The organism is Acinetobacter sp. BMW17, from assembly GCF_001592855.1.
In the GTDB taxonomy this organism is placed as follows: Bacteria; Pseudomonadota; Gammaproteobacteria; order Pseudomonadales; family Moraxellaceae; genus Acinetobacter; species Acinetobacter johnsonii.
Genome location: NZ_LSOD01000038.1, coordinates 1 through 23,343, shown reverse-complemented (window position 1 = coordinate 23,343; position 23,343 = coordinate 1). Strand labels below are relative to the sequence as shown.

Sequence of the window (23,343 nt, the reverse complement as noted above, 5' to 3'; positions counted from 1 at the left end):
GTTTTTGGCGAGATAAGACAATATTAAATAGAGTTTAAATATATGTAAAATTAAAATAAATGTTTGTATTTAAACAATAAAATAATACAACATTGCTCAGAAGTATAAATAATGTGCCTACCATATGCCTACTTTTTAACGTTTTCAGCCTACCATTTGCCTACTAAATTTATTTGTAAAATTTAATAAAAAAAGGTGAATTAAACTGTTTTTTGAGATGTAGAGTTTACTCATTGCCGATCAATGTAGGCAAAAACATTTGCTTTTTTATAAACAGTTTTCGATATTTAAAATTGCAGAAAGTACATCAGGGTAGTTACTTCAATATTAGAAAATTACGTATCAAAACAGCTGAATAGTTTTTTCTTTAAATTATTTACAATAAATAATTTAAAGTTATTTGATAAAAAAATTGACTGGAAAGTAGACAAGAATTATTTTGATAACAATTCTTATTGCTATTTACAAATTATGAAAAAACCCTCTTCAATATCTATGTCTAAAAAACTTTTCCCAATATTGGCAACAACAGGGGTAATTTTCATTTCTAATTCGAGTTTTGCAGAGAACTCAGAAAAGGTTTCTCCATCAGAAAATACTGTACAACAGTTAGAAACAATGACATTCACTGCCTCACGTGCTGATGAAGTCCAAGAAAAATCAAAACAAGTGACAAAGTTAGATGAAAAACAAATTGAACTTTTAAAAAATGGTTCTTCAGGGAATATTGCAACTGTTTTAGCTAAAGCTGTGCCTGGCTTATCTGATTCAAGTCGTACAATTACAGATTATGGACAAACGTTACGTGGACGAAATGCACTTATCTTAGTTGATGGTGTTCCGATGAATTTAACGCGTGATACTTCTAGAGGTCTTTCTGCTATTGATCCGGAAAGTATTCAAAATATTGAGGTTATTCGAGGAAGCAACGCCATTTACGGTAGTGGTGCAGCAGGCGGAATTATATCTATAACAACTAAAGCTGCTGGTGGAGAACCTACAGCTAAAACTGTTATTGGCTTACAAAGCCCTTTAACTAATTTCCATACAGATGCATTAAGTTGGGATATTCACCAATATTTTACGGGAAGCTTGGATAATTTGGACTATGCATTGGACTTTGGCTATCAACGTATTGGTAGTCCATATGATGCCAGTGGTGATAGAGTTGCTCCAGAACCCAGTCAAGGTGATCTTTATGATGCTGATGCCTATAGCATAGGGGGTAAAATTGGCTATCATATTGATGACAATCAATACCTACAGCTCGCGGCGAATTACTATAATGCAGAACAAGATTCTGATTATGCAGCAGATACGAGCACAAAAAAATATCCTCTTGGTAGTGTACCTGCTCAAGCAATTAAAGGTTTAAAATTAAAAGATCAAAATAAAAATGAAAATCAAATCTATAATTTGACCTATATCAATAAAGATCTATTAGGAAATAAAGTTGATGCACAACTTTACTATCGAGACTTCTTTACTCGCTTCTCACCATTTGATGCGCGCGGTAATGCCAATCGTGGAAAACAAGTAGATCAAATTTACCAAGAAAATAATGTCCTAGGTAGTCGCTTAACAGTCTCGACTCCACTTGAATTCTTGGGTGATACAACTGTAGTTTGGGGCGGTGACTTTAGTCGTGAAAAGAGCAAGATGCCCTTGGATATTTTTGACCCTCAAATTTATGATCAGTCCGGTGGTCTCGAGTTTGTTAAAATTGGGAATCTTATTTATTTGCCTGAGCTCACAACGCAAAGTCTTGGCGGATTTGTTCAATTTAAGCATCAATTTAATGACCAATGGGCTGCTGAGATTGGAACTCGTAATGAAGATAGTTACGCTGAAATCGATAGCTTCATCCCATTATCTCAGTTAGGTAAACCAAACCCTTATACAGTCCAAGGGGGTAAAGTTAAAGCTGATGCATGGTTATATAATGCAAATCTTACTTTCTCTCCAACTGATCAACATTCGATATACGGCTCTTTTAATCAAGGCTTTCAACTTCCTGATGTTGGTTTAGTTATACGTAATGCTGGAGTCGGTTTTAACCTTGCTTCATCATTTTTAGAACCTGTAAAAGTTGATAATTATGAGCTTGGCTGGAAGGGTGATTTTAAAAATATTTCATCTAGTTTTGCTGTATTCCATTCAACCTCAGACCTTGGAGGTGTTCAATCTTTTAACAATGGATTGGTTCTTGCTAGAACAAAAGAGAAAGTTTCTGGTGTTGAAGCAACTATTGACTATATTGATGATGTTAATGTTTGGGGGACTGGGGGGAGTGTAACGTGGATGAAAGGTCGTGAAACTCCACAAAACACGAATAAAGAACAAGATATGACGGGCTTCAGAATCCCACCATTAAAATTGACTGGTTACATCTCTTATAGTCCAACTGATACTTGGACGAATAGACTACAGGCAACTTACTTTGGTGCGAAGGACTACAGATTGAATGGCGTAAACGGTTTTGGTCGTTATGATGTGAAATCTTATACAACGGCCGACTTAATCAGTAGTTTTGCGCTTAACAAAAAAGATACTGTAACTATTGGTTTAGAAAATATGTTTAACCGAAAATATTACCCACTTTATAGCCAATTGCTAAGATCTGGTGACAACACAAGTCACTTAGTAGCGAATGGAGCAACGTTAAAAGTTTCTTATAGTCATAAGTGGTAGTACTTATCTTTATTTGTGGTTAAAAAAACATGGGTCATTAAAGAATGGCCCATGTTGTAACGTATAGCATTCGTTAGCTTTTAAGGCCCTCTACAGAGGGCTTTTTTTACTTTATAGCTATTTACGGATTTGCTTTTGGCAATGCAGAAATTAATTTAGTTTCATAATCATCAAGCACCCCATCAATGTTTTCTACCCATTTCGTACCATTGGCAATTTGAGCTGATTTTGTCACCTTGCTATAAATGTGGAGAGGGGCTGTATTCAAGTCTTTCGCATTCACGACATTTGTATCTATTTCTGAGTGAATTTTGATTGACACAAATCCAGGCTGGAACCATGACCAAAATTTATTAATTTTAATGGTGAGGATTAGATCGGCATTTGCTCGATTGGTTTCATTGTCTGCAATGACTTCATAACCTGATTGTTTAAGTGCATGGGTTGTACGTTTTTGTAATAACTCAGATACGGTCTCTTTTTCTAAAAGAATATCGCCTAAAGCTTTTCCGTAGCCATTTCTTTTACGCGCAACAGCTTTAGCTTTTTCTTCAGTAGTTGCTTTGGCTAAACCATCCTTTAAAGACGGAATATCAGGTGTGGTGGGTTTGTCTTGGAATGTTCTATTATCTTCGACCAGCGCGATAATTGCTTTCTTAGAACTCGCCACTTCTTGAGAGGATGCTGAAGTATTAGGCGCAGAAACTTGAATCAAACCGCGTGATGTAGCGCAGCCTGAAAGAGTGGTTATCAAGAGCCCCATAGCAAGTAACATGGAAGAGCGTTTCATTTAAGATCCCCGAGAGTGGTGGTTATTGTAAAAAAGTGCATAAAGTTAATAAGATACGTTATAACAAAGCTTAACTATTTCATTTTTAGCAGTAATTCAAAAGATTAGTTTGCAGAAGGCTGGGGGATTTTGATTGAATTTTACCAAAAAGTAAATAATAACGATTGTCAAATGAGAATAAAGACGTTGGATTGCGTTACCAATTTGATGGTTAATATTGATAATTGTAAAAAATGAAAAAGCGTTTCGAAAGTGAGTAAATTTATATTGATGCTTAAATGTCATCGGATTTAAATATCCGAAGTGTATGTTTCAGCCATCTTTAGATGGGTTGATACCATGCTCGGTTCTCTTGAAAAATTCCAATTAAAAACAATCAGCGTGGTATGTATAAGTTTCAGCGCTTTATTGCTTACCGCTTGTCAAACTACTACGATAACGCGAAATCAACAAGCCAATACAGAGCAACAGCTCCAACAAGAAAAAGTCCAACAACCGAAACGTGTGGTCTTTTTTTTGGGTGATGGTATGGGCATCACCACGCTTACCGCTTCACGTATTTATGCTGTTGGTGAAGATGGTCAGTTGGCGATTGATCGGCTGCCTGAGTCTGCTTTTGTTCGTACCTTTTCTGAAGATGCGCAAGTCACGGACAGCGCACCTTCGATGGGCGCGTACATGACCGGTGTGAAGATGAAAAACGAGGTGATCTCGATGCAGACAGGGACGATTGCGGTTGAACCTGACTCAGTAGGGAATAACCAGTGCGTTAGTAACCCACAAAACAAAAATAAGCAAAACACACAGACTTTACTTGAATTAGCCAAAGCAAAGGGCTGGGGGACAGGGGTTGTGACCACAACGCGGATCACGCATGCCACACCAGCATCGACTTATGCGCATATATGCCACCGTGATGCTGAAAATGACATTGCATCACAGTTGGTCCCGAGCTCAAAAGGCGATGATTATCAACGCTATAACCTCAAACTCAAAGATGGAGTCGATGTGGTTTTAGGTGGAGGTAAGCGTCAATTTTTGCCTAAAGATGCAGGTGGAGAACGTACTGATGGGCGCAATCTAATTACCGAGATGCAAAAGGCAGGCTACCGCGTGGTTTTTGATGAAAACCAACTGTCCCAAGTGCAACTGGCGAAAAATGAAAAATTATTGGGTTTATTTAATCACAGCCATTTAAATTACGACTTGGATCGCACCAAGAAAAACTTGGCAGAGCCGAGTCTCAAGCAAATGACGCTGTCTGCTTTAGACATCCTGACGCAAAATAAAAAAGGTTTTTTCCTGATGGTGGAGGGCGGGCGTATAGATCATGCGCTGCATGACACCAATGCCAAACGTGCTTTACAAGACACGATTGCCTTAAATGATGCTTTAGAAGCAACCATTCAAAAGCTTAAACAAAGTGATCCTGAACTTAAAAATACACTGATTGTAATCACAGCCGACCATGATCACACCTTGGTTTTAAATGGTTATGCCAAGCGCACAGGAAAATATATCGAAGGTAAGGAAACCAGTGTGCTCGGTCTGGTGAAAAATTATGACCAAGCGGGCTTTGCTCAAGATATTCATGGGCAACCTTATCCGATTATCGGTTTTGGTACTGGCAAAAAACGCCCTACTCAAAACCGTATGGATGACTTGGTACTGAACTTAAAAGACAGTGATGTCTGTCATCCTGTACAAGAGCCAAAGGCACCACAAGGCGAAAAATATAGTTTCACCTATCCTTTGGCTGAAACGGGTTGGTGTACGGGCACTGCTGCGGATGATTTCCAACAAGAAGCTGTGATTCAAACGGGCTATAAAGATAAAGAAACGCATGGCGGTGCAGATGTGTTTTTAGGTGCGATTGGTCAGGGAGCCGATCAGTTCTCAGGTAGCCTTGAAAATATTGAGGTCAATCACCTCATTCGTAAGATCACAGGCTTATAGCAGAGGGATATCACATGAAACATACTTTAAAAACCATCCCATACATGATGCTTCTGCTTACAGCGTCGATTTCTTCAAGTGCTTTGTATGCTGCTGACACCACACTTACACCGACTAAAAACCTTATATTCTTTTTAGGCGATGGCATGGGACCAACCACAGTGACGGCAAGTCGTATTTATGCTGTGGGGGAAAATGGCAAACTGGCCATGGACCGCATGAAGCACGCAGCACGGATTAAAACCTATTCTGAGGATGGTCAAACCACAGATAGCGCTCCCTCTATGGGCGCCTATATGACTGGGCAGAAAAATAAAAATGAAGTGATTGCCATGACAACAGGAACGGTTGCGGTCGAACCTCAAGAAGGAAAATTGCCGAATGGCAAAAGCTTAGCGAAAGCCATCAACCGTTGTCCAGAACAGGGCAGTAGTATGGTCGTAGGGATGCCTGCGTTAAGTATTTTAGAACTGGCAAAAAAGCAGGGTAAAGCGGTTGGCGTAGTGACGACGACCGAACTCACCCATGCCACACCTGCGGCAACCTATGCACATATCTGTCACCGTGATGCGCAATACGATATCGCGCTTCAAGCTGTTCCAAAAGGTAAAGCTTATAATCCAAACTTATTGGATGGCATTAATGTCCTTATGGGAGGCGGCTTAAATCATTGGACGCCTTATGATGCAGTCTCTAACCCCAAAGGGCGCTTGGATGGTCGTGATTTATTGGCAGAGTTTAAACAGCAGGGTTATCAAACCGTTTTAAGCCAAAGGGATTTGGCACAGACGGTCAATACTCAGAAAATTTTCGGCATATTCTCCACACAGTCGCATTTAAATTTTGATTTGGACCGACTCAAGAAGAATATAGAGACTGAACCGAGTCTGGCGGCGATGACCAGTAAAGCGATTGATGCACTGCAAGCACAGAGTCATGGACAAGGCTATTTCTTGATGGTTGAGGGTGGGCGTATTGACCATGCGCTACATGCCAATAATGCCAAACGGGCATTGCAGGAAACCAAGGCATTTAATGATGCAATTCAAACTGCACTGGATAAAGTGGATTTGAGCAATACCTTGATTGTAGTGACGGCAGACCATGACCATGTGATGACCTTTAATGGTTATGCCGCACGAACGGGTCAAACGACGGAAACTAATCCAGGTATTTTGGGGCTGAGCTATGACTATAATATTGCAAAAGAGCAAAATGCTTACAGCAAAGTGCTGGCTGATGGCCAAGTACATAATCCATACCGCGATGTAAATGGGGCAACAGGAACGACGCTTGTTTTTGGAAATGGTACGGGTAAACGTTTAGATATTCGTGACAGTATTAGCAACGAGCAAGCCTTTGCTGACGACTATAAACAAGAAGTCGGGGTACAACTGACGAAAAGCGAAACACATGGCGGCGGAGATGTGATGCTGTTTGCTGAAGGAAAGAATTCAAATCTATTCAAAGGCACACAAGAAAATACATGGGTATTTGAGCAATTGAAAAAGGCGTTTGGATTCTAATGGATACAAGATTTATACGGCCGTTCAAATTCAAAATGAAATTCTTTGCATTGTCTTTCAGTTTGCTCAGTCCATGGGTATGGTCGGCCGATGAATATCGTATTGATTATCAAATTGAACGGTTGGATGCCAATGGGGTCACGACCATTCAAAAATACAGTGAGAAAATAATTCGAGATGAGCAAAATATTTGGATTGAACGTTTAAACACACAAACGCATGCTGACGAAGCCCAGACACATAGCAACGCTCATGTGTCTGCCAAAACAGACACCCATGAGCATGTGAGTTTTGACAGTGCAATTCAGTGGATGCAGCGCAAAGATGTAGTCGGGCAAGCAAACGTAGAAAGTCCGTTTCAGCGTTTTTATATTTTGCCAGATGAAAAAATGCGGGTGCAATTGCAGGATGTCGATCAAGAAATGCTAGGGATGAAAAACTGTTGGCGCTGTGAATATAGTTTGATTCATCCTGACATTTTAAAGCGAGCACAATTGATTCAACGTGATCCGAAGTTAGCGCATTATCAAATACGCAGTGCTGGGCAAACGTTGAATATTATATGGAGTGAACAGGATCAACTGGTTCAAAAATATGAATTGCTCAAACCGACCTCAGGCTATGCCAAAACCTTTACCGTGCGCAAAATTTGCCAACATGTTGCTATACCTTGGACACAAACAGAAAAATACAGCGAACGTGACTATGCGGACTTTAGTGATTAGCCGATGAGTTTTTGACTTTTAATTTCGACGTTACAATAGAAATACCCGTGATTTTTTTGGGAAAAATAAGCGCTTAGGACTGTGCCGCTTGTACGGTTAAACCACTCCACCGCTTAAACGCACGTCGAAAATTAGTGGCATCGTTAATTTGTAAATACTGAGAAATCTGTTCAGTTTTAAAACCATGTACACGATATAAAATGATGGCAGTATGCAAACGACTTTGATCGAGTTGCGCCTGAAAATGGGTCTGATGCTTTTTCAGTTTACGTTTTAAGGTGGCAGAACTCATTTGAAAATAGTCAGCGGTTTGTTCAAGTTGAATATTATTTTGAATATTCTGCATTAAATATTGGTGCAAACTGAGCAAAAAACTCTGTTGAATATTTTGAGCTGTCATTTCTTTCAGCGCATATTGATAACTGATTGAAGCTAAGGTCGAAGAGGCATTGGGAAGTTTTTCATAAATCAAATCGCGAGGTAGGCTCATCATGTTGATCGGGCGATTAAACTCTAAAGCACTGCCTAAATGTGTCCAATATTGTTCAATATAATCCGGTTCAGAAAAATTAAACTCGAATTTCCACGCTAATTTGGCTTGGTACAGTTGACGGCTAAACGCTTGTACTGCACTCATTGCGCTTTCGATTAAAAAGCGATTTTCAAGCTTGTTTTCATCTAACCAATATATATGAATATGGCTTTGACTGTACATGAGTCGAGGGCATAACCAAGGTGAAACGGACGCGGAAAATGTTAAATAACGGCTAAGTGCCTCATCGAAGGTCGATGCATAAAGCATGGATTTAATGGCGTCATTAAAGGGGGTGGTTAGGCTGCGTTGACCAAATAAAAAACTGATGTCCTGATTGCGAAAACACTGTTCAGCATTTTTTAAAACCTGTTGTAACTGTTGTTGACTAATTAGTTTTTGCCCCGAAAAGATATCTTCTAAGAAAATACTGCTGCCACTGAGCAGGACGTGATGTTCGACTTCATGACTCGCTGCCAAATCAATTAAAATAGACAATTGATGATGCGCAGGAATGTAGCTGTAGTCGCATTCAAAGCTCATACGGTGACTCGCTTCGGTGAGTAGTACTGCTTCACTTGGAGCAATTGCTGATTTAAGGCACTCAAGAGTTGTTGGGCAGTTTGGTATTGTCCGACAGCGCAGCAGGTCGTGAGTGCTTTTAGAGGAATGTGCACGGACAGATCACGTTGATAATAAGCACTGACCATAAGCATGCGTTCAAGTTGAGCAGCCATTTTTTCAGCCTGTTGTAGCTTAGTCTCTGGTAACAACATAATAAAACGATCTCCTGCGAAGCGGCAGAGCAGGTCTTGTGGTCGTAAGTTTAAGCTAATCAATTGTGAAACATGCTGTAAAATAGATGTGCCTTCATCAAAGCCATGTGTTTGATTAATCTGATTAAAATTATGCATATCTAGCAGTATGACGGACATGTCGCTGGGTTCATGCAAGTTTTGCTCGATTGCGGCTTTGAGCTGTGTTTTAAAATAATGAGCATCGGCCAAAGGGGTGAGTGCATCGAATAAGCGATGATCCCGATAAATACGTTCTCGTTTTTGCATGTGTTTAGAAATCGCCAGTTCTTCTTGATGCCAAAAATAAATCCCGATGGTAAATAGGCACAGTCCAATTGGAAAAGGAATGGACTCAAGCCATGCATCCCACATGATTTCTTTAGGCAGGCGAATAAACTCATCTAAGCTATCCATCCACATGTGAAAAAAAATAAAACATAGTCCATAAAAAATATAGTTAGTTACACGTCCTAAAGGACGGCTTTTAATAATAAAGAAAATCCAAATACCAATAAAAACAGTTGCTCCCCCTTCACCTAAAATATCGACCCAGTTCCATTCAGCAAATGACTTGCTCTGCCCAAGTAAGATAAACAACCAAAGGGATAAGCTACAGGCAGTCGCTACACATAATAAAGGCCAGCGGTAGTAAGCAAAGTATTTAGGCATAGCATTTTTTGAAATGATTTATTTTCACCCAAGCTAAACAGATTTAGATGACAGTTTGATGGCAGAGGCTAGGGTCAAAATAGATCAGTGTATTTTTGATTTTTGAGAATAAAAATGCTGAAAAACCCTATCTTTGAGGTGAATATGCATCATTCTGTATGCTCAGTATTTTCTCTATACAGATCAAATTAGCTCACTTTTTGCTGAAAATGGCCAAAAACAAATAAAAAGAGCAGCTCGCAAAAGGGACTGTCACATCATGTTCACATTCAATTTCTATTGTGCGTTCAAACCATGCCACTTTGGCTTGAGGGGAAGAACATAATGCAAAATAATCAGAGCCGTTTCATGAAACATAAGCGTGCGGGTTTTCAGCTTAGCACACTGGTCCTGTCAATGCTGAGCATGACGCATCTACATGCCGAAGATAACACGGTGGAATATGTACAGGTCATTGGTCAAGCTGCAAGTATGGATAAAGCACTCAAAGAACAAAAACGTGCCGACCAAATCAGCAGTGTGGTACATGCCGATGGCATTGGACAATTACCCGATGACAATGCCGCAGAAGCGTTGCAACGGATACCAGGTGTATCTACAGAGCGTGACCAAGGCGAAGGACGTTTTGTTTCCGTTCGTGGTTTAGGCGCTGACTTAAATGCAGTAACCATCAATGGTACTTTGGTTCCCGCGCCTGAAAGTGACCGTCGTGGCGTCGCATTGGATGTCTTACCTTCAGAGCTGGTGCAGTCTTTGGCTGTGGTGAAAACGTTGACGCCAGACATGGATGCCAACTCATTAGGCGGCACGGTGCAGGTGGAAAGTTTATCGGCTTTTGACCATGACGGTTTGTTTTATACGGGAACGGTTGAAGGTGGTTATGATGAAAAACGGGAAAAATATAGCCCTAAAGCATCTGGTGCCATCAGTAACCGTTTCAGTATTGGTGAGGGGCAAGACAACCTTGGGGTGGCACTGGCACTGAGTTATCAAAACCGAAAATTTGGCTCGGACAATGTTGAAACGGGTGGGGCCTGGGATGGTGACGCACTTGAAGAAACCGCAATGCGTCAATATGACATCGAGCGTGAGCGTATTGGTGCGGGACTGAATTTTGATTACCGCCCCAATGACACAGGCGAATACTATTTAAGAACTTTATATAGTCGCTTTAAAGACACTGAGTCACGTCAGGAAGTGGCGGCTGAATTTTCTGATCCACAACTTGCAGGCCAGCGTGGTGATGCAGAAGTGACTCGTTCATTGAAGAGCCGTGAAGAAACACAAGAAATACAGTCTTTTGTCCTCGGTGGTAAGCAAGGTTTTGGCACGTGGACGGTGGAAGGTCAGCTCGGTTATAGCGAAGCATCGGAGGAAAATCCAGGTGGAATTTCGGGGGCAAAATACCAAGGTGATTTTAGTAACGTTGGATTTAATAGTACGCAAAAACCGGTGATTACGGCAGACCAAGATTTTTATGATGCGGCTAACTATGAGCTGGATTCAGTTTCTTGGGAAAAATCCAAAACCACAGATAAAGAATACAACGGTAAATTAGACTTTTTGAAAGACTATATGCTGGGGAATTATGCTGCTGCATTAAAGTTCGGTGGCAAAATCAGTCAACGTGAAAAAAACAACAATACCGATGAGTGGGAGTATGAAGATTTGAGTACTTCAAGCTCAGACTTCAACTCTAATAGTCACTATGAACTGGGACAGTTTGGTCCAACCATTAATGAAAATGCTATTAAAGATAAAATCAGTGGATTAAATCCAAATGATTATGTGGTTGCTGACGGTTCAATCATTAATGACTTTAAGTCGAATGAAGACATACAAGCGGCTTATGTCATGAATACGATAGATATTGATCAACTGCGTGTGATTGCAGGACTACGTTATGAAAATACCAACTTTGAAGCACGTGGTTTTGAGTTCAACGATGATGTGATCACTGCGACTAAATATGAAAATGACTATGATCATTGGTTGCCAAGCCTACATTTACGTTATCAATTGGCCGATAACGCTTACCTCCGTGCCGCTTGGACCAATAGTGTGGTACGTCCAAACTTTGCGCAAAGTGCACCAGGTGTTTATATCGATGGTGATGAAGCTGAGTTTGGTAACCCAATGTTAAAGCCTTTAGAGTCTTCTAACTTTGATTTGGGTGTAGAAAAGTATTTTGGCAAAGCCAGTATGGTGGGTTTCTACGCATTTTATAAAGATATCGATAACTTTATTTATAACACCAATATTGCAGGAACAGGGCAATGGGCTGACTTTGATGAGGCGATTACCTATAAAAATGGTAATGAAGCAAAACTGTACGGGATGGAGTTTGCCTACTCACAAAAGTTTGACCATCTAGGAGCTCCTTGGAATGGTTTCTTGCTGGGCTTTAATACGACCTTTAGTAAGTCAGAAGCAGATATTGATTCGATGAAAGATGGCGAACTTCTGAGCCGTCGTATTCATTTACCAAACCAGTCGGATGTGGTCGGTAATGCCATGATTGGTTGGGAAAATGAGCGTTTCGGCGTACGTTTGTCTGCAAACTATAAGTCCAGCTATTTATATGAGTTAGGTGATATTGATACGCCTGAAAAAGATACTTATACCGATGAGCAAGTCTTTCTCGACTTTAGTAGTCATCTGAATTTGTCAAAAAATTTACAATTAAAGTTTGATGTGCAAAACATCACCGATGAGCACTATTACAACTACGCAGGTGCGAAGGCTTACAACGCGCAGTATGAAGAATATGGCCCAGCATACAAACTTGCACTGACCTACACCCATTTTTAAATTTCACTAAATAAACGCTCAGGTTTTCTTTGTTGAGAAGAAAACCTCGAGATATGTTTGCCCAAATTTGAGTAATTTTATGAATTTTTCAAGCTTTAAATTGTCTGTTTTAACAAGTTGCATAGTGTTACTGACAGCGTGTAGTCAGCATGGTGTTTCTCCATCTCCTGTAAGCTCACAACCATTAACGGTGGATCAGCCAACAGCAGAAAAGCTCCAATTACGCGAAGTTGATACGAATGAAGCTAAAACTGAAGATGTGCAATGGTTGAACTTAAGTACATGGCCAGAAGTGACTGCTCTATTGAGCAGTAAGAATAAAGGTCTTCAGTTTTTAGATGATGAACAAAATGTATTGCATCACATTCAAGGGCAGTTTGGACGTTTTGATTACCGGATTGGTTCGGAGCGTTTATTGATTGCTGCATCGAATTTGCAACAACAGCAAATTCAACTGATGAGCATGAACTTAAAAAATAAAGTATGGGACAAACCCAGCTTTATTCCAAAGCGTTCATTTAAGTCAGAAGATGTTTGTCTATATACCGATGCTCAAGGCTTGAGTTTTGCCTTTTTAGTCGGTGAAGAAGGGATAGGTGAGCAGTGGCTTGTGGCGAATCGTGAAAAAGCATTGGCCCTGCCGCAGTTGGTACGTCGTTTAAGTTTTCCACCAGCAAGTACTGTTTGCAAGGTGAATGATACTAGTGCAGAACTCTTAATCAATGAAGAAAATGTCGGTGTTTGGGCATATCCAGCTCATTCCGAAGCAGGTATGGTGCGCCAAGCAGTCGATTTGGTAAAACCGTTTGGCTCGATTCAAGGGACACCATCCGCAATTAGCATTGTGGATGATCACATTGCGGTGCTTGATGAAGAAAAACCACTGCTTTATCGCTATCAAAAACAAGACAAGCATTGGAACATCCTAGAACCATTACAGCTGAGTGGTTTAAAGGAGGCGGAAAGTCTGAGTATTCGCGGAAATTTAACCGATAAATCTCTACTGATTTTAGATGATAAAACGGTGAAATCAGCCGATGTTGAATGGGAAACTCAGACCCAGACCAAAGCTCAAAGTATCATCACTATCCCTGCAGAAGTGCAGACGGAGGGTGTGCCAAGTACAGGTGATGCGGCTGATGATCCTGCCATTTGGCACAATGCCACACAGCCGAGTCAATCCCGTATTTTAGCGACAGATAAACAAGGTGGTCTACAGGTTAACGATTTACAGGGCAAAACCGTGCAGTATTTGCCAGTAGGGCGATTGAATAATGTCGATGTACGCCACGGTTTTAAATGGGGCAATCAGACAGTCGATTTGGCTGTGGCATCGAACCGAGATCATAACAGCCTGCATCTCTTTGCGATTCAACCCAAAACGGGCAAGGTTTCTGTGCTTGGCGAGCTAGCAACTACATTGGATGATATTTATGGCATTTGCATGTACCGCGATGCTCAAGGGGAAATCTATGCCATTCCCAACGATAAAAACGGGACTTTTGTTCAATACCACATCACGGCTGCACAGCAAAAATTACGGGCTGAAGAAGTACAACGTTTTTCAGTGAAAACCCAACCGGAAGGCTGTGTCGTAGACGATGCTACAGGGCGTATTTTCTTGGGTGAAGAAGATGTCGCAGTGTGGGTAAAAGATCTCAACCCAAAAACTCAGCTCCCTATGCAGCAGGTGATTGGCGTAGGAGAGGTGATGCATGATGACATTGAGGGAATGGGACTTTATCACGGCAAAAACCAAAGTTATTTGGTGGTTTCAAGCCAAGGCAATGACAGCTTTGTGGTGCTTGATGCCGCAGCACCTTATAAGGTTCGTGGCGCATTTCGTGTAGGCATCAATATCGACAAAGGCATTGACGCTGTGTCTGAAACAGATGGACTAGATGTGAGTTCCCTAAATTTTGGTGGCAAATGGAAGCAAGGCATGTTGGTGGTGCAAGATGGACGTAAACGTATGCCTGAAACCAATCAGAACTTTAAATATGTGCCGTGGGAAAAAATCGCTCAAGCCCTGCATTTGGACTAAATAGCGCTTTAGTACCTGAGTGAGTACATGGGCTGCTAAAGAATCACAGCCCATTTTAAAAATATATATGTACTGCACCATGCAGTAAAAAAATTGGAGTGCGTTATGCAAGCAACGATGGATCAAATGTCGGTTTGGATGTTGATTAGCCATGCCAGTGTGTTGGTAAAAGTAGTGATGTTGATTTTGGTTTTATCCTCAGTCGTAAGTTGGTATTTAATCGTGCGTCACGGTATGTTACTTCGTGGACAAGAGCAGCTTTGGAACCGCTTTTTAAAGAATTTTAGACAGCAAAAAGATCTCAATCTTTTACAGCAAGACTACCAACAGCCTGAACAACAAAAAGGAGTTGTCAGCATTTTTCAACATGGGGTTGATGAATACCATCAATTGATCAAAGATGAGCAACTTACTACAAGTGATGTAATTGATGGGGTAGAACGCCGTTTGCTCAGCAGCATCAGTGAAGAAGAAGAAAAGCTTCAGCAAAATCTGACCTTTCTTGCAACAGTTGGTTCAGTCAGCCCTTATATAGGCTTATTTGGAACGGTCTGGGGCATTATGAATGCGTTTATTGGACTGTCTGCCGTTGAACAGGCAACCCTCAATACAGTTGCGCCTGGGATTGCAGAAGCGCTGATTGCAACAGCCATTGGTTTATTTGCCGCTATTCCTGCGGTAGTGGCGTATAACCGCTTTTCGGCACGTGCTGACAAGCTTTCCAGTCGTTATTACGGTTTTGCCAATGAGTTGCAAACGCGTATTTATCGTTTGTTGGGGCACACTGAGCGCGCTTCGCGTTAAGGAGCAACAGCCATGATTAAGCGTCCTCAAAAATTAAAACTCAATGCTGAAATGAATGTGGTTCCTTATATTGATGTCATGTTGGTGCTATTGGTGATTTTTATGGTGACTGCACCGATGTTGACACAGGGCATTCAAATTGATTTGCCTAAAGTGGATGCTAATGTCATGCCCGCGTCACAACAGCAGCGTATTGTCACTCTATCTATTCAAGCCAATGGTCAGTATTACTGGAATATTGGTTCGGAAGTGAATACCGAAAAAGTCACGGATCAGGCCATTGATTTAGCCACTATGCAACAAAAGCTCGTTCCGATTATTCAAAAAGATAAAAGCTTACAGTTTTATGTACGTGCCGATCAGGATGCTGATTATCAACTGGTTGCACAGGCCATAGCATCCTTGCAAAAAAGTGGGGTAACGAACTTGGGGCTAGTGACAGAGGAACCACAATCATGATGACAACCGTTTCCAAAATTAGGTTTCGTGATCAAGGTCTAGCATTTTCGGTCACGGCTGGATTGCATATTGCGCTAATTGCATGGTTATGTACGGTTGAGATGCATGAAACATTGGCGGAACCCAAGCCGAAAACCATTCAATTACAATTTGTGAAAATACCACCTCCAGCCAAACAACAACCAGAACCTAAAAAGCCTGAACCGATAGTCGAAGAAAAGCCGCTATATGAGCCTGTCAAAAAACAGGTTGAGAAACCTGCTGAAGTCCAACCGCAAACCACCAAGAAGTTTGTAGAGTCGCAGAGCAACAAAATTGTACCTACAGCGTCTAAACCGACACAGCAAGTCGTGACGGAAAAGCAAACGGCAACAGCAGAATCTCAGAAAACAGTAGATACGCAGTCTAAGGCAGATATACCAACACAGACGAAGACCCAAAAATCTGTAGAACCCAAAGCACAAACTAATCCTGAATCATTTGATGTTAAAAATTATCAACCTGTTACAAAAATAGCACCAGCTTATCCTGAACAAGCTTTGGATCGTAAGCTGGAGGGGGATTGTACGGTGGTGTATAGCGTGAACGAAAAAGGACGGGTAGAAAATCCCAAGGCACAAGGCGACTGTCATCCGATGTTTGTACGACCTTCGATTCAGGCTGCTCTCACTTTTAAATATCAGCCTCGTCTCGTCGATGGCAAACCGACCAGTGTGTCGAATGTTAAAAATACCTTCCAATATCGTATTGAAAGTTAATTTTATGTACTAACTCAAACCAGAGCTGGCAGTTACTCATTCTTTCATATGTCTGTCTAGTTAAATTTGAACTAAATTCTTTTTAGCCTAAATCTTCTTTCTATCAAGAAACGTTTCAAATAGTGTTCGTCTACAGCACATTTTTCCTTGAAACGTTTATGGAAACTTTCACAACCTACATATATTTGAGGGTTACTGCTTTCGTTTTTATGTGATTAATATTCTTAATGGCTAAATATAGGTCTTCATCATGTTGTTCTACTTGACTGAAAAACTTCGTGTCGATATCTATCAGAAGTCGGAGTATTGGTACGTTTTACGATTGATAGAACCGGTTTATTCAACTTAATCTCATCTCGTGCCATTTTAGCTTCCAAGCATTTAGTTGCTTCTTAAATAAAGTTGTTAAGATCATGGCGAGGTGATATGAAGTGAACAGCACTTTTTGAATCAACTGCACCATTCTTGCAGAATTCATTACTGATACGATGTTGACCTACTGGATTACAAAATCGCTGATGACCTTTGATGAGTAGTGAGGGATATTTTTTTGGGTTATAAGCGTCATCTAAACTAGGGATTAATTCATCTATTTTCTTTGCTTATATGAAATTAGGTTTCAATGGCTCTTTTTGAGCAACAGGTCCAATATCTTGATCGAAATAATAAACGTTTAGCATTTGTATGTGCTTGTTCTAGGGTGGTACACACCATGGTTACCAATAGTTTTCCTTTTATTTTGGCCATTCGGCATGAGTGTTTCAATAAAGTAGATTTTAGATTGGGTAACAACACCACCAAAGCCAATGGTCAGAGAGTCACGATAAAAAACTTTTTCCCTGATATTTCTAGAGGGAGACTATCAATAAATGTTTTTATTAGCTTATGTCTTTGCCCCATTGCACTTTTTAACTGATTGAAACAATGCATAGCAATATAGCACAATAATTCTAGAGCCTACCATATGCCTACTTTTGATCATTTATGCGGATTGAAGTGAACAGAGCGAGGGAGGAGTTCAGTTATAAGCTTATTGTTATTAAAATAAAGTACTCCGAAGATGCCGCTGCATGTGTCGTTACCCTGAACCCGATGAGTTCAAAGCTGGTTGCATGAATTAAGCAACATTAAGGTGTATTTGGCAACAGAAAAAATCCCATAACAAATTAATTTTCATACATATTTTTGTTTAAGGTCTACCAAAAAACAAGTAGCAACTTTAAACAACATTCTTGCAGTATACACTGGGTATACATGGAATTTAAGAGGTATTTTTATAACAAAGGTATACACTGGGTATACATTATATGGAATAAAAAAAGGCCTTTGTGGCCTTTTAAAAGTTGCGCGTTAATTGGAATTACAGGTATTCAAATACCTATTTTTACCTAAAAATTCTATGACATCTCTTTTTATATATCCCACTTTTCTTGGCCCCACTTTAATAAAGGGAATACCATCGCCTTTACATCTTTTAGCTTGAAGCCAAGACAGTGATAGATCACATACCAAAGCTACGACTTCTGGTGAGAATACAGCATCTTCAGGAAGATTCCAAAATTGATGAATTGAGCTCAAACGTTGCTCTTCTGACATGCGAGCAATACGATCCAATCTTTTTTTCATTAATTTTACAGGTCCTATAACAACTTTTGTATTTTAGATATACCTATAGATATATCTTCTGATAGGAAGAACATAGCATATGAAATTTTTTTAAATTTCATTTCGTTTAAAACATCAAAAAATCGGTTTATTTTTTTATATGCCAGTTCTAAGTATGGGAATGAATGAAATTGATCGGAAGGGGGACTTATGTCCAAAACAATGTTTATGAAGCTAATGAGAACTATCAGATTGATGTTTATTTCTGTTGAAAGGAAGCTAGCTCATCCATTTAACTATTTTGATATACGCTGAATTATCAGGAGACTTTCCCTTGGGAGATTCTAGGCAGCCAACTTATAAAAGTCTTCGGCCATTTGATTTGGTGTCTTAAAACCCAAACCCTTTTGAATTCTTCGATGATTATAAAATAATTCAATGTATTTTATAATATCTGCTTTGGCTTCTTCTCTGGTTTGATAGTTGTAATGATGCACTAACTCATTTTTCAGTATTCCCCAAAAGCTTTCAATCGGTGCATTATCGTAACAGTCTCCGCGCTTGCTCATTGAACCTTGAAAACCATATTGCTCAAGTATATTTCGATATTCATGGCTGCAATATTGACTTCCTCTGTCTGAATGCACAATCAGTTCTTTGGTTGGTTTTTGATTGTGAATAGCCATATTTAGCGCATTACAAACAAGCTGTGCTGTCATGCGCTCATTTAAGCTATAGCCAACCACTTGCTTCGTGTAAAGGTCTTTTACCGCTGCTAAGTACAGCCATCCTTCAACAGTCCATATGTACGTAATATCACTTGACCATGCTTGATTTGGTCTAGTCATTGAGAATTGTTGCTCCAGCAGGTTTTCATAGATCGCTCGATTATGGTCACTATTCGTAGTCCTTTTAAAACGCTTGTGTCGCTTACAATACAGGTGGTTCAGCGCTTTTATCTGTCGTACAGCGTACATACTCATTTTTATGCCCTGAGCTTGTAAGTATTTGGTTAATCGAATATAACCATAGCTCTGCTTTGTCTCCTCATGGGCTATTTTCACCAATATCGTCTGTTGATTTCGTTGAATCGTTCTTTTGCTCACGCCTCTCTTGAGCCAATCATAAAAACATGAAACTGAAACATGAAGTAATCGAGCCATTAAGGTAATTGGAAAAGAATATCTTTTTTGTTTCATATAGGCGTACCTTACTGACTTTCTTTGGCAAAGTACGCTGCTGCCTTTTTTAAAAATTCACGTTCCATTTCAGCTATTTTGAGCTGTTGTTTGAGTTTTTTATTTTCTTCGAGTAGAGCGTTTAGATCAGGTGAATACTGTTTTGTACCTGCTAAAGTTCCAGCCTTTGCTTTGGTATTCCAATTTGAAAGAGTTTGCATTGAAATGCTAAGTTGTCTGGCTGTTTCTGAGACATTGCCTTGATTGGCTTCAATTAATTTTATGGCTTCAGCTTTAAATTCTGTGGTGTAAGTCTTGTGTTTCTTGCTCATGGTAAACTCCTGATGAGTGTGTTTAGTTTACCAAGTTAAAACCTCCTGTTTTTTCAGCACACATCAATTTTAATTGTATGAGCTCTGCTATTACTCTTCATAGAAACGATCAAGAAATCAGGCTAAATTCACTTGGCTATTAGAATGCTAAGAGCTTATTTATAAATAGGTAAAATCTATAATTTATTAGCCTGTATTTAGGACCTTTTAAAAAATGTGACACAGTTCAAAACTGTACGTTACACAGCAAAAAATTGTCCGTTTCATCCATTTTCTTGATTTTTTTAATTGCGTTACACAGCAAAATTTTGTGCGTTACACGGCAGAAAATAAGATGTTACATGACATAAATAAAAAACTATAAAATCAATATCTTATTTATTTTCTATTGGGTTTGAGGAGCTCTTTTAAAGAGCTATTTTATTCTTAATATCACTTTTTCATGCTTTTGACGAATAGAAGATTAAGCAAGGGCAATTTTCTAATTAGGCATCATATTTTTAGGCCTAAAAACGATTAATACATCTATTCAGTTCGATTCGTATCAATCTAATCTTTTTTTATTCTTCGATTTTCTGAGTTAGCTCAAAGCATTTTTAATAAAAATTCAGTGAAACAGGACGGTTGAAGATCTGTTTTTTCGCATTTGATTATCATCAAAAGTGTGTGGGGAGCCCTTTTAGAATTTGGACGAAGTCAAGCAAGCCTACCTGTAGCTACAAACAACGAATTCTGCGAATTCATTATTTGGTACGCAACAGGGCTTGTTAGGGGCGACCCCCTAAGACCCCAAAAAAACTTCAATTCATATGAGGTGGATGATGAAAAAATCAAAACGCGATATTACAAAAAGGTTTCGTTTAACTGATGAGCAGGCAAAACGGTTAGATAGCTATCTTGAAAAGAACAAATTTACATTTACCGATTTCACGCACTATTTAATTAAGAGTGAATTAGATCGTCGAGGTTGGTTGTGCAGTGAAAATGAGACTTTTGTTGAAACGGATGTCAGTAATATTCATGTCGATTTGCCAATTCGACGGAGGAAGCGGGAAAAATTTAATATTACTGGTCGTCCAGCTCCAGAGGTTGATCCTCAGCTATTAAAAAAATTAGGAGGAATTGGGCATAACGTGAATCAGATTGCACGTTCGCTCAATATTATTTGCGGATATCAAATGGATGTCATGCAACAGTTTTCTTTTATAGACTGTCTTGATGTACTAGTAGATATACAACAACAGATTCATAAATATTTACCTGAAATCCCTCAATATACGATTTCAGTAAAACGTGCAGCTTATAAGAGTTCAAAAGTAGAAAGCTCAATGCAAAAAGTTGAGCTTACATCATGATTATCAAATTTTTACCAGTGGGTACTGGTGATCCGAAGCTGGCAGTTTCATATTTGATTGGTGAGCTAGATCATAACGGTGATAGGCGAGCTGATGTAGAGATTTTAGCAGGCGATCCATTCACATTTTCTGCGCTTGCAGAGAGTGTTTCATTTAAATATTGCTATACATCTGTTGTTATTGCCTGGTCACCAAAGGATCTCGTGACGGATGAGCATATCAGTGAAGTTGTTTCTGAATTTCAACAGCACATTGGGGCAGGGCTTGACCCTGATCAGTATCACATGACGCTTGTCATGCATAGTGAAGAGGATGGTTCAAGACATTTACATATCTTAATACCTCGTCTAGAGCTTAGAACTGGAAAATCTTTTAATGTTGCGCCACCAGGACATAGACACTATTTTGATCCACTACGAGATTACTTTAACTATAAATACAGCTGGTCTAGACCTGACGACGTTAAAGGTTTGGATTCGAATGAGCTGAATCAGCATGTTCATTTACACAGTGTAAAAGATATCAAAGCAAATTTAGATGGAAAAACAGACCAAAAGTGGACAAAGGCTGAGCGAGTTGAATTGGTGGATCAATTTATTCATCAACAGATTACGTTGCGGAAAATTAACAATCGCCTTGAGTTGGTTGAGTGTTTAAAACAACTCGGCAATATTACTCGACTAAGTGCGAACTATATTTCTCTTCTACATAAAGGTGCGACAGATCGACTCAAAGGAAAATTTTATGGAGCAGATTTTTCATTTTTAGACTATCAACTTAAGCAAAGAAGAGCTTTGCAAAATAATAATGCAAGCGAACAACAGCTCATAACGTATGAAGAATGCTTGAAGAAGAAGGATGAGTGCTTCAAAGAAATGCATCGTGTCAGAGCAAAACGTGCTGAATACAACAAAAAATATTATCAGCCCAAACAGTCATATAAACGAGCTCTCGATCATGAGTTAGTAAATGAAGATCTTTATATAAATTCAATGATTAAAAGGCTCATTCCACAAGTCGCATTTAATCATGAACAGACTTCTCAGGCACATGATCTTCACAAGATAGATGTCGAGCAAACGAAGCAAAGCCAAAAACTATTACCGCAATCATATGGAACAAGGTTGTCATATGAAAGTGATGGCATGTTTAAGCCAGATACAGAACTCGATCCTGCGTCATTATCAAGTCCGAACTTCAGTGAAATGAAACTCAAGGCCACGAAAACAGATTTAGGGCTAAATGAAGCAGATAAAACAAATAACTACTCAATTTCAAACAGCCCACTAATTTTTTGGGAAATTGACCAAATTCAACATTCTTTAAATTATCAAGCATCTAAATCAATGACAGGAGTTAAGTATGAGAGATACACCGTTGCAAGCACAGAAAAATCAATTAATGGCACAGCAGAACACTGTGATCCGCGAATTGCAGAACTTGGTGAGTGTACTAAAAGTAGAATCCAATCATCACAAACAAGCGATTGCAGTACAACAGAGTTATATCAACTCACTCAAGCAGTCAGAGATGCAACAGAAGCAAGAACAAGAGCTTATGCGAAAAGAAAACTTGCTTTTGAGCAAGAAGTTGAAAGATATGAACTCGAAGTCAATCGAGCAAGACAAGATCATCAAACTTTATCAAGAAGAACTGCAAAAAGAGATTTCATTGAAAGAGCTCATCGAGTATTTAGAGACACTAAAGACAGAATTAGAAACACATTTCAAGATGTTATTAAAAGTCTCATATCTGAGGCCCCTGATCCAGCAGGAAATAGATGGCGTTTTAAGACCATATCTGAAGGGGCTGAAGCAATTGGAGTCGGTCGACTGGTCAACATTGCAAGACAGCGAACTGAGCGTAAACAACGTATTGAAAACGCTAAACGATTTAAACAAGAAGTAGAGTTAATAAGACAGCAGTCATCTAAAAATAGGATACAACATACAATCACTGATGCTCTAGTCCAGATGGAGAAATCATTTCCCAAGCTCGATTTAAGTGAAGCTAAGCGTCTGGCTGGTTGTGCAGAAGTCTTTTTACAAGATTTCAATTCATCTGGTACTACCAAGAATGAGCAGCATGATTTGTACCTTGATGGTTATGAGTTTCATCTTGAGCGATGCATAGAATCACTCAAGCAACAACTCAACAATAAAATTTATATAGGAAGTGACTTAGATGTGCTGATAAAGTTTGCGATGACTGTTGAAATGTCAACGGCATTCTAAAATTGACCCCTTTTACCTTACAAATGGCAAAGTAAAATTGACCCCTTTGATCTCGTATTAAGTTTCAACCTGGGGCT

Annotated in this window: 16 protein-coding genes; 11 read left to right on the top strand and 5 right to left on the bottom strand. The window is 39.5% G+C overall.

What is annotated here, in order from left to right:
- The first annotated feature begins 471 nt into the window (after positions 1–471).
- Positions 472–2,691 (top strand): TonB-dependent receptor, encoded by a 2,220-nt coding sequence (locus tag AXW61_RS11690; RefSeq protein ID WP_171254076.1) that lies wholly within the window; start codon positions 472–474, stop codon positions 2,689–2,691.
- Positions 2,692–2,812: 121 nt separating this feature from the next.
- Here the strand turns inward: AXW61_RS11690 and AXW61_RS11685 are convergent, their stop codons facing one another.
- Positions 2,813–3,481, bottom strand: a complete 669-nt coding sequence (locus AXW61_RS11685) for a YajG family lipoprotein (protein ID WP_062034433.1) — start codon at positions 3,479–3,481, stop codon at positions 2,813–2,815.
- Positions 3,482–3,820: 339 nt separating this feature from the next.
- On the opposite strand from AXW61_RS11685, the gene AXW61_RS11680 reads away from it, so the two are divergent.
- From AXW61_RS11680 to AXW61_RS11670, 3 genes are read left to right on the top strand one after another with little or no spacing between them, the layout of a single operon-like run.
- Positions 3,821–5,437 (top strand): alkaline phosphatase, encoded by a 1,617-nt coding sequence (locus AXW61_RS11680; protein WP_062034432.1) that lies wholly within the window; start codon positions 3,821–3,823, stop codon positions 5,435–5,437.
- A 14-nt stretch (positions 5,438–5,451) separates the two neighbouring features.
- Complete coding sequence (locus AXW61_RS11675) at positions 5,452–6,963, top strand: alkaline phosphatase (protein WP_062034431.1); 1,512 nt, start codon at positions 5,452–5,454, stop codon at positions 6,961–6,963.
- 35 nt (positions 6,964–6,998) lie between these two features.
- Entirely contained in the window at positions 6,999–7,688 is a 690-nt protein-coding gene (locus AXW61_RS11670; protein ID WP_240487462.1) for a hypothetical protein, read from the top strand.
- Between the two features lie 73 nt (positions 7,689–7,761).
- Here AXW61_RS11670 and AXW61_RS11665 read toward each other — a convergent pair whose 3' ends face one another.
- Both AXW61_RS11665 and AXW61_RS11660 read right to left on the bottom strand, forming a co-directional pair.
- The gene (locus AXW61_RS11665) at positions 7,762–8,763 is read right to left on the bottom strand and encodes an AraC family transcriptional regulator ligand-binding domain-containing protein (RefSeq protein ID WP_005399817.1); all 1,002 of its coding nucleotides are present in this window, start codon (positions 8,761–8,763) and stop codon (positions 7,762–7,764) included.
- On the bottom strand, positions 8,760–9,686 hold the full coding sequence (locus AXW61_RS11660) for a diguanylate cyclase (RefSeq protein ID WP_062034429.1): 927 nt from the start codon (positions 9,684–9,686) through the stop codon (positions 8,760–8,762). The genes AXW61_RS11665 and AXW61_RS11660 overlap by 4 nt, the downstream gene beginning before the upstream one ends.
- A gap of 324 nt (positions 9,687–10,010) precedes the next feature.
- Here AXW61_RS11660 and AXW61_RS11655 point away from each other — a divergent pair, with 324 nt between their 5' ends.
- From AXW61_RS11655 to AXW61_RS11635, 5 genes are all read left to right on the top strand, one after another.
- Complete coding sequence (locus AXW61_RS11655; RefSeq protein ID WP_062034428.1) at positions 10,011–12,497, top strand: TonB-dependent receptor; 2,487 nt, start codon at positions 10,011–10,013, stop codon at positions 12,495–12,497.
- Between the two features lie 79 nt (positions 12,498–12,576).
- On the top strand, positions 12,577–14,541 hold the full coding sequence (locus AXW61_RS11650; protein ID WP_062034427.1) for a phytase: 1,965 nt from the start codon (positions 12,577–12,579) through the stop codon (positions 14,539–14,541).
- Between the two features lie 105 nt (positions 14,542–14,646).
- Entirely contained in the window at positions 14,647–15,345 is a 699-nt protein-coding gene (tolQ, locus tag AXW61_RS11645; protein WP_004694253.1) for a protein TolQ, read from the top strand.
- A 12-nt stretch (positions 15,346–15,357) separates the two neighbouring features.
- Positions 15,358–15,804, top strand: coding sequence for a protein TolR (gene tolR / locus AXW61_RS11640; protein ID WP_004694251.1), 447 nt, complete (start codon positions 15,358–15,360; stop codon positions 15,802–15,804).
- On the top strand, positions 15,801–16,562 hold the full coding sequence (locus AXW61_RS11635; RefSeq protein WP_240487461.1) for an energy transducer TonB: 762 nt from the start codon (positions 15,801–15,803) through the stop codon (positions 16,560–16,562). Before tolR ends, AXW61_RS11635 begins: the two co-directional genes overlap by 4 nt.
- Before the next feature lie 1,350 nt (positions 16,563–17,912).
- On the opposite strand, the gene AXW61_RS11630 is transcribed toward AXW61_RS11635, so the two are convergent.
- Positions 17,913–18,158: a DNA-binding protein gene (locus AXW61_RS11630; protein ID WP_224466857.1), complete on the bottom strand. Its 246-nt coding sequence runs from the start codon at positions 18,156–18,158 to the stop codon at positions 17,913–17,915.
- Between the two features lie 353 nt (positions 18,159–18,511).
- A protein-coding gene (locus AXW61_RS11625; protein WP_107908576.1) for an IS3-like element ISAba22 family transposase occupies positions 18,512–19,677 on the bottom strand; the annotation gives its coding sequence in 2 pieces (ribosomal slippage) (positions 18,512–19,419 and positions 19,419–19,677; 1,167 coding nt in all).
- Positions 19,678–20,498: 821 nt separating this feature from the next.
- On the opposite strand from AXW61_RS11625, the gene mobC reads away from it, so the two are divergent.
- Positions 20,499–21,032, top strand: coding sequence for a plasmid mobilization relaxosome protein MobC (gene mobC / locus AXW61_RS11615; protein ID WP_062034424.1), 534 nt, complete (start codon positions 20,499–20,501; stop codon positions 21,030–21,032).
- Entirely contained in the window at positions 21,029–23,266 is a 2,238-nt protein-coding gene (locus tag AXW61_RS11610; RefSeq protein WP_062034423.1) for a hypothetical protein, read from the top strand. Before mobC ends, AXW61_RS11610 begins: the two co-directional genes overlap by 4 nt.
- Positions 23,267–23,343 lie beyond the last annotated feature (77 nt).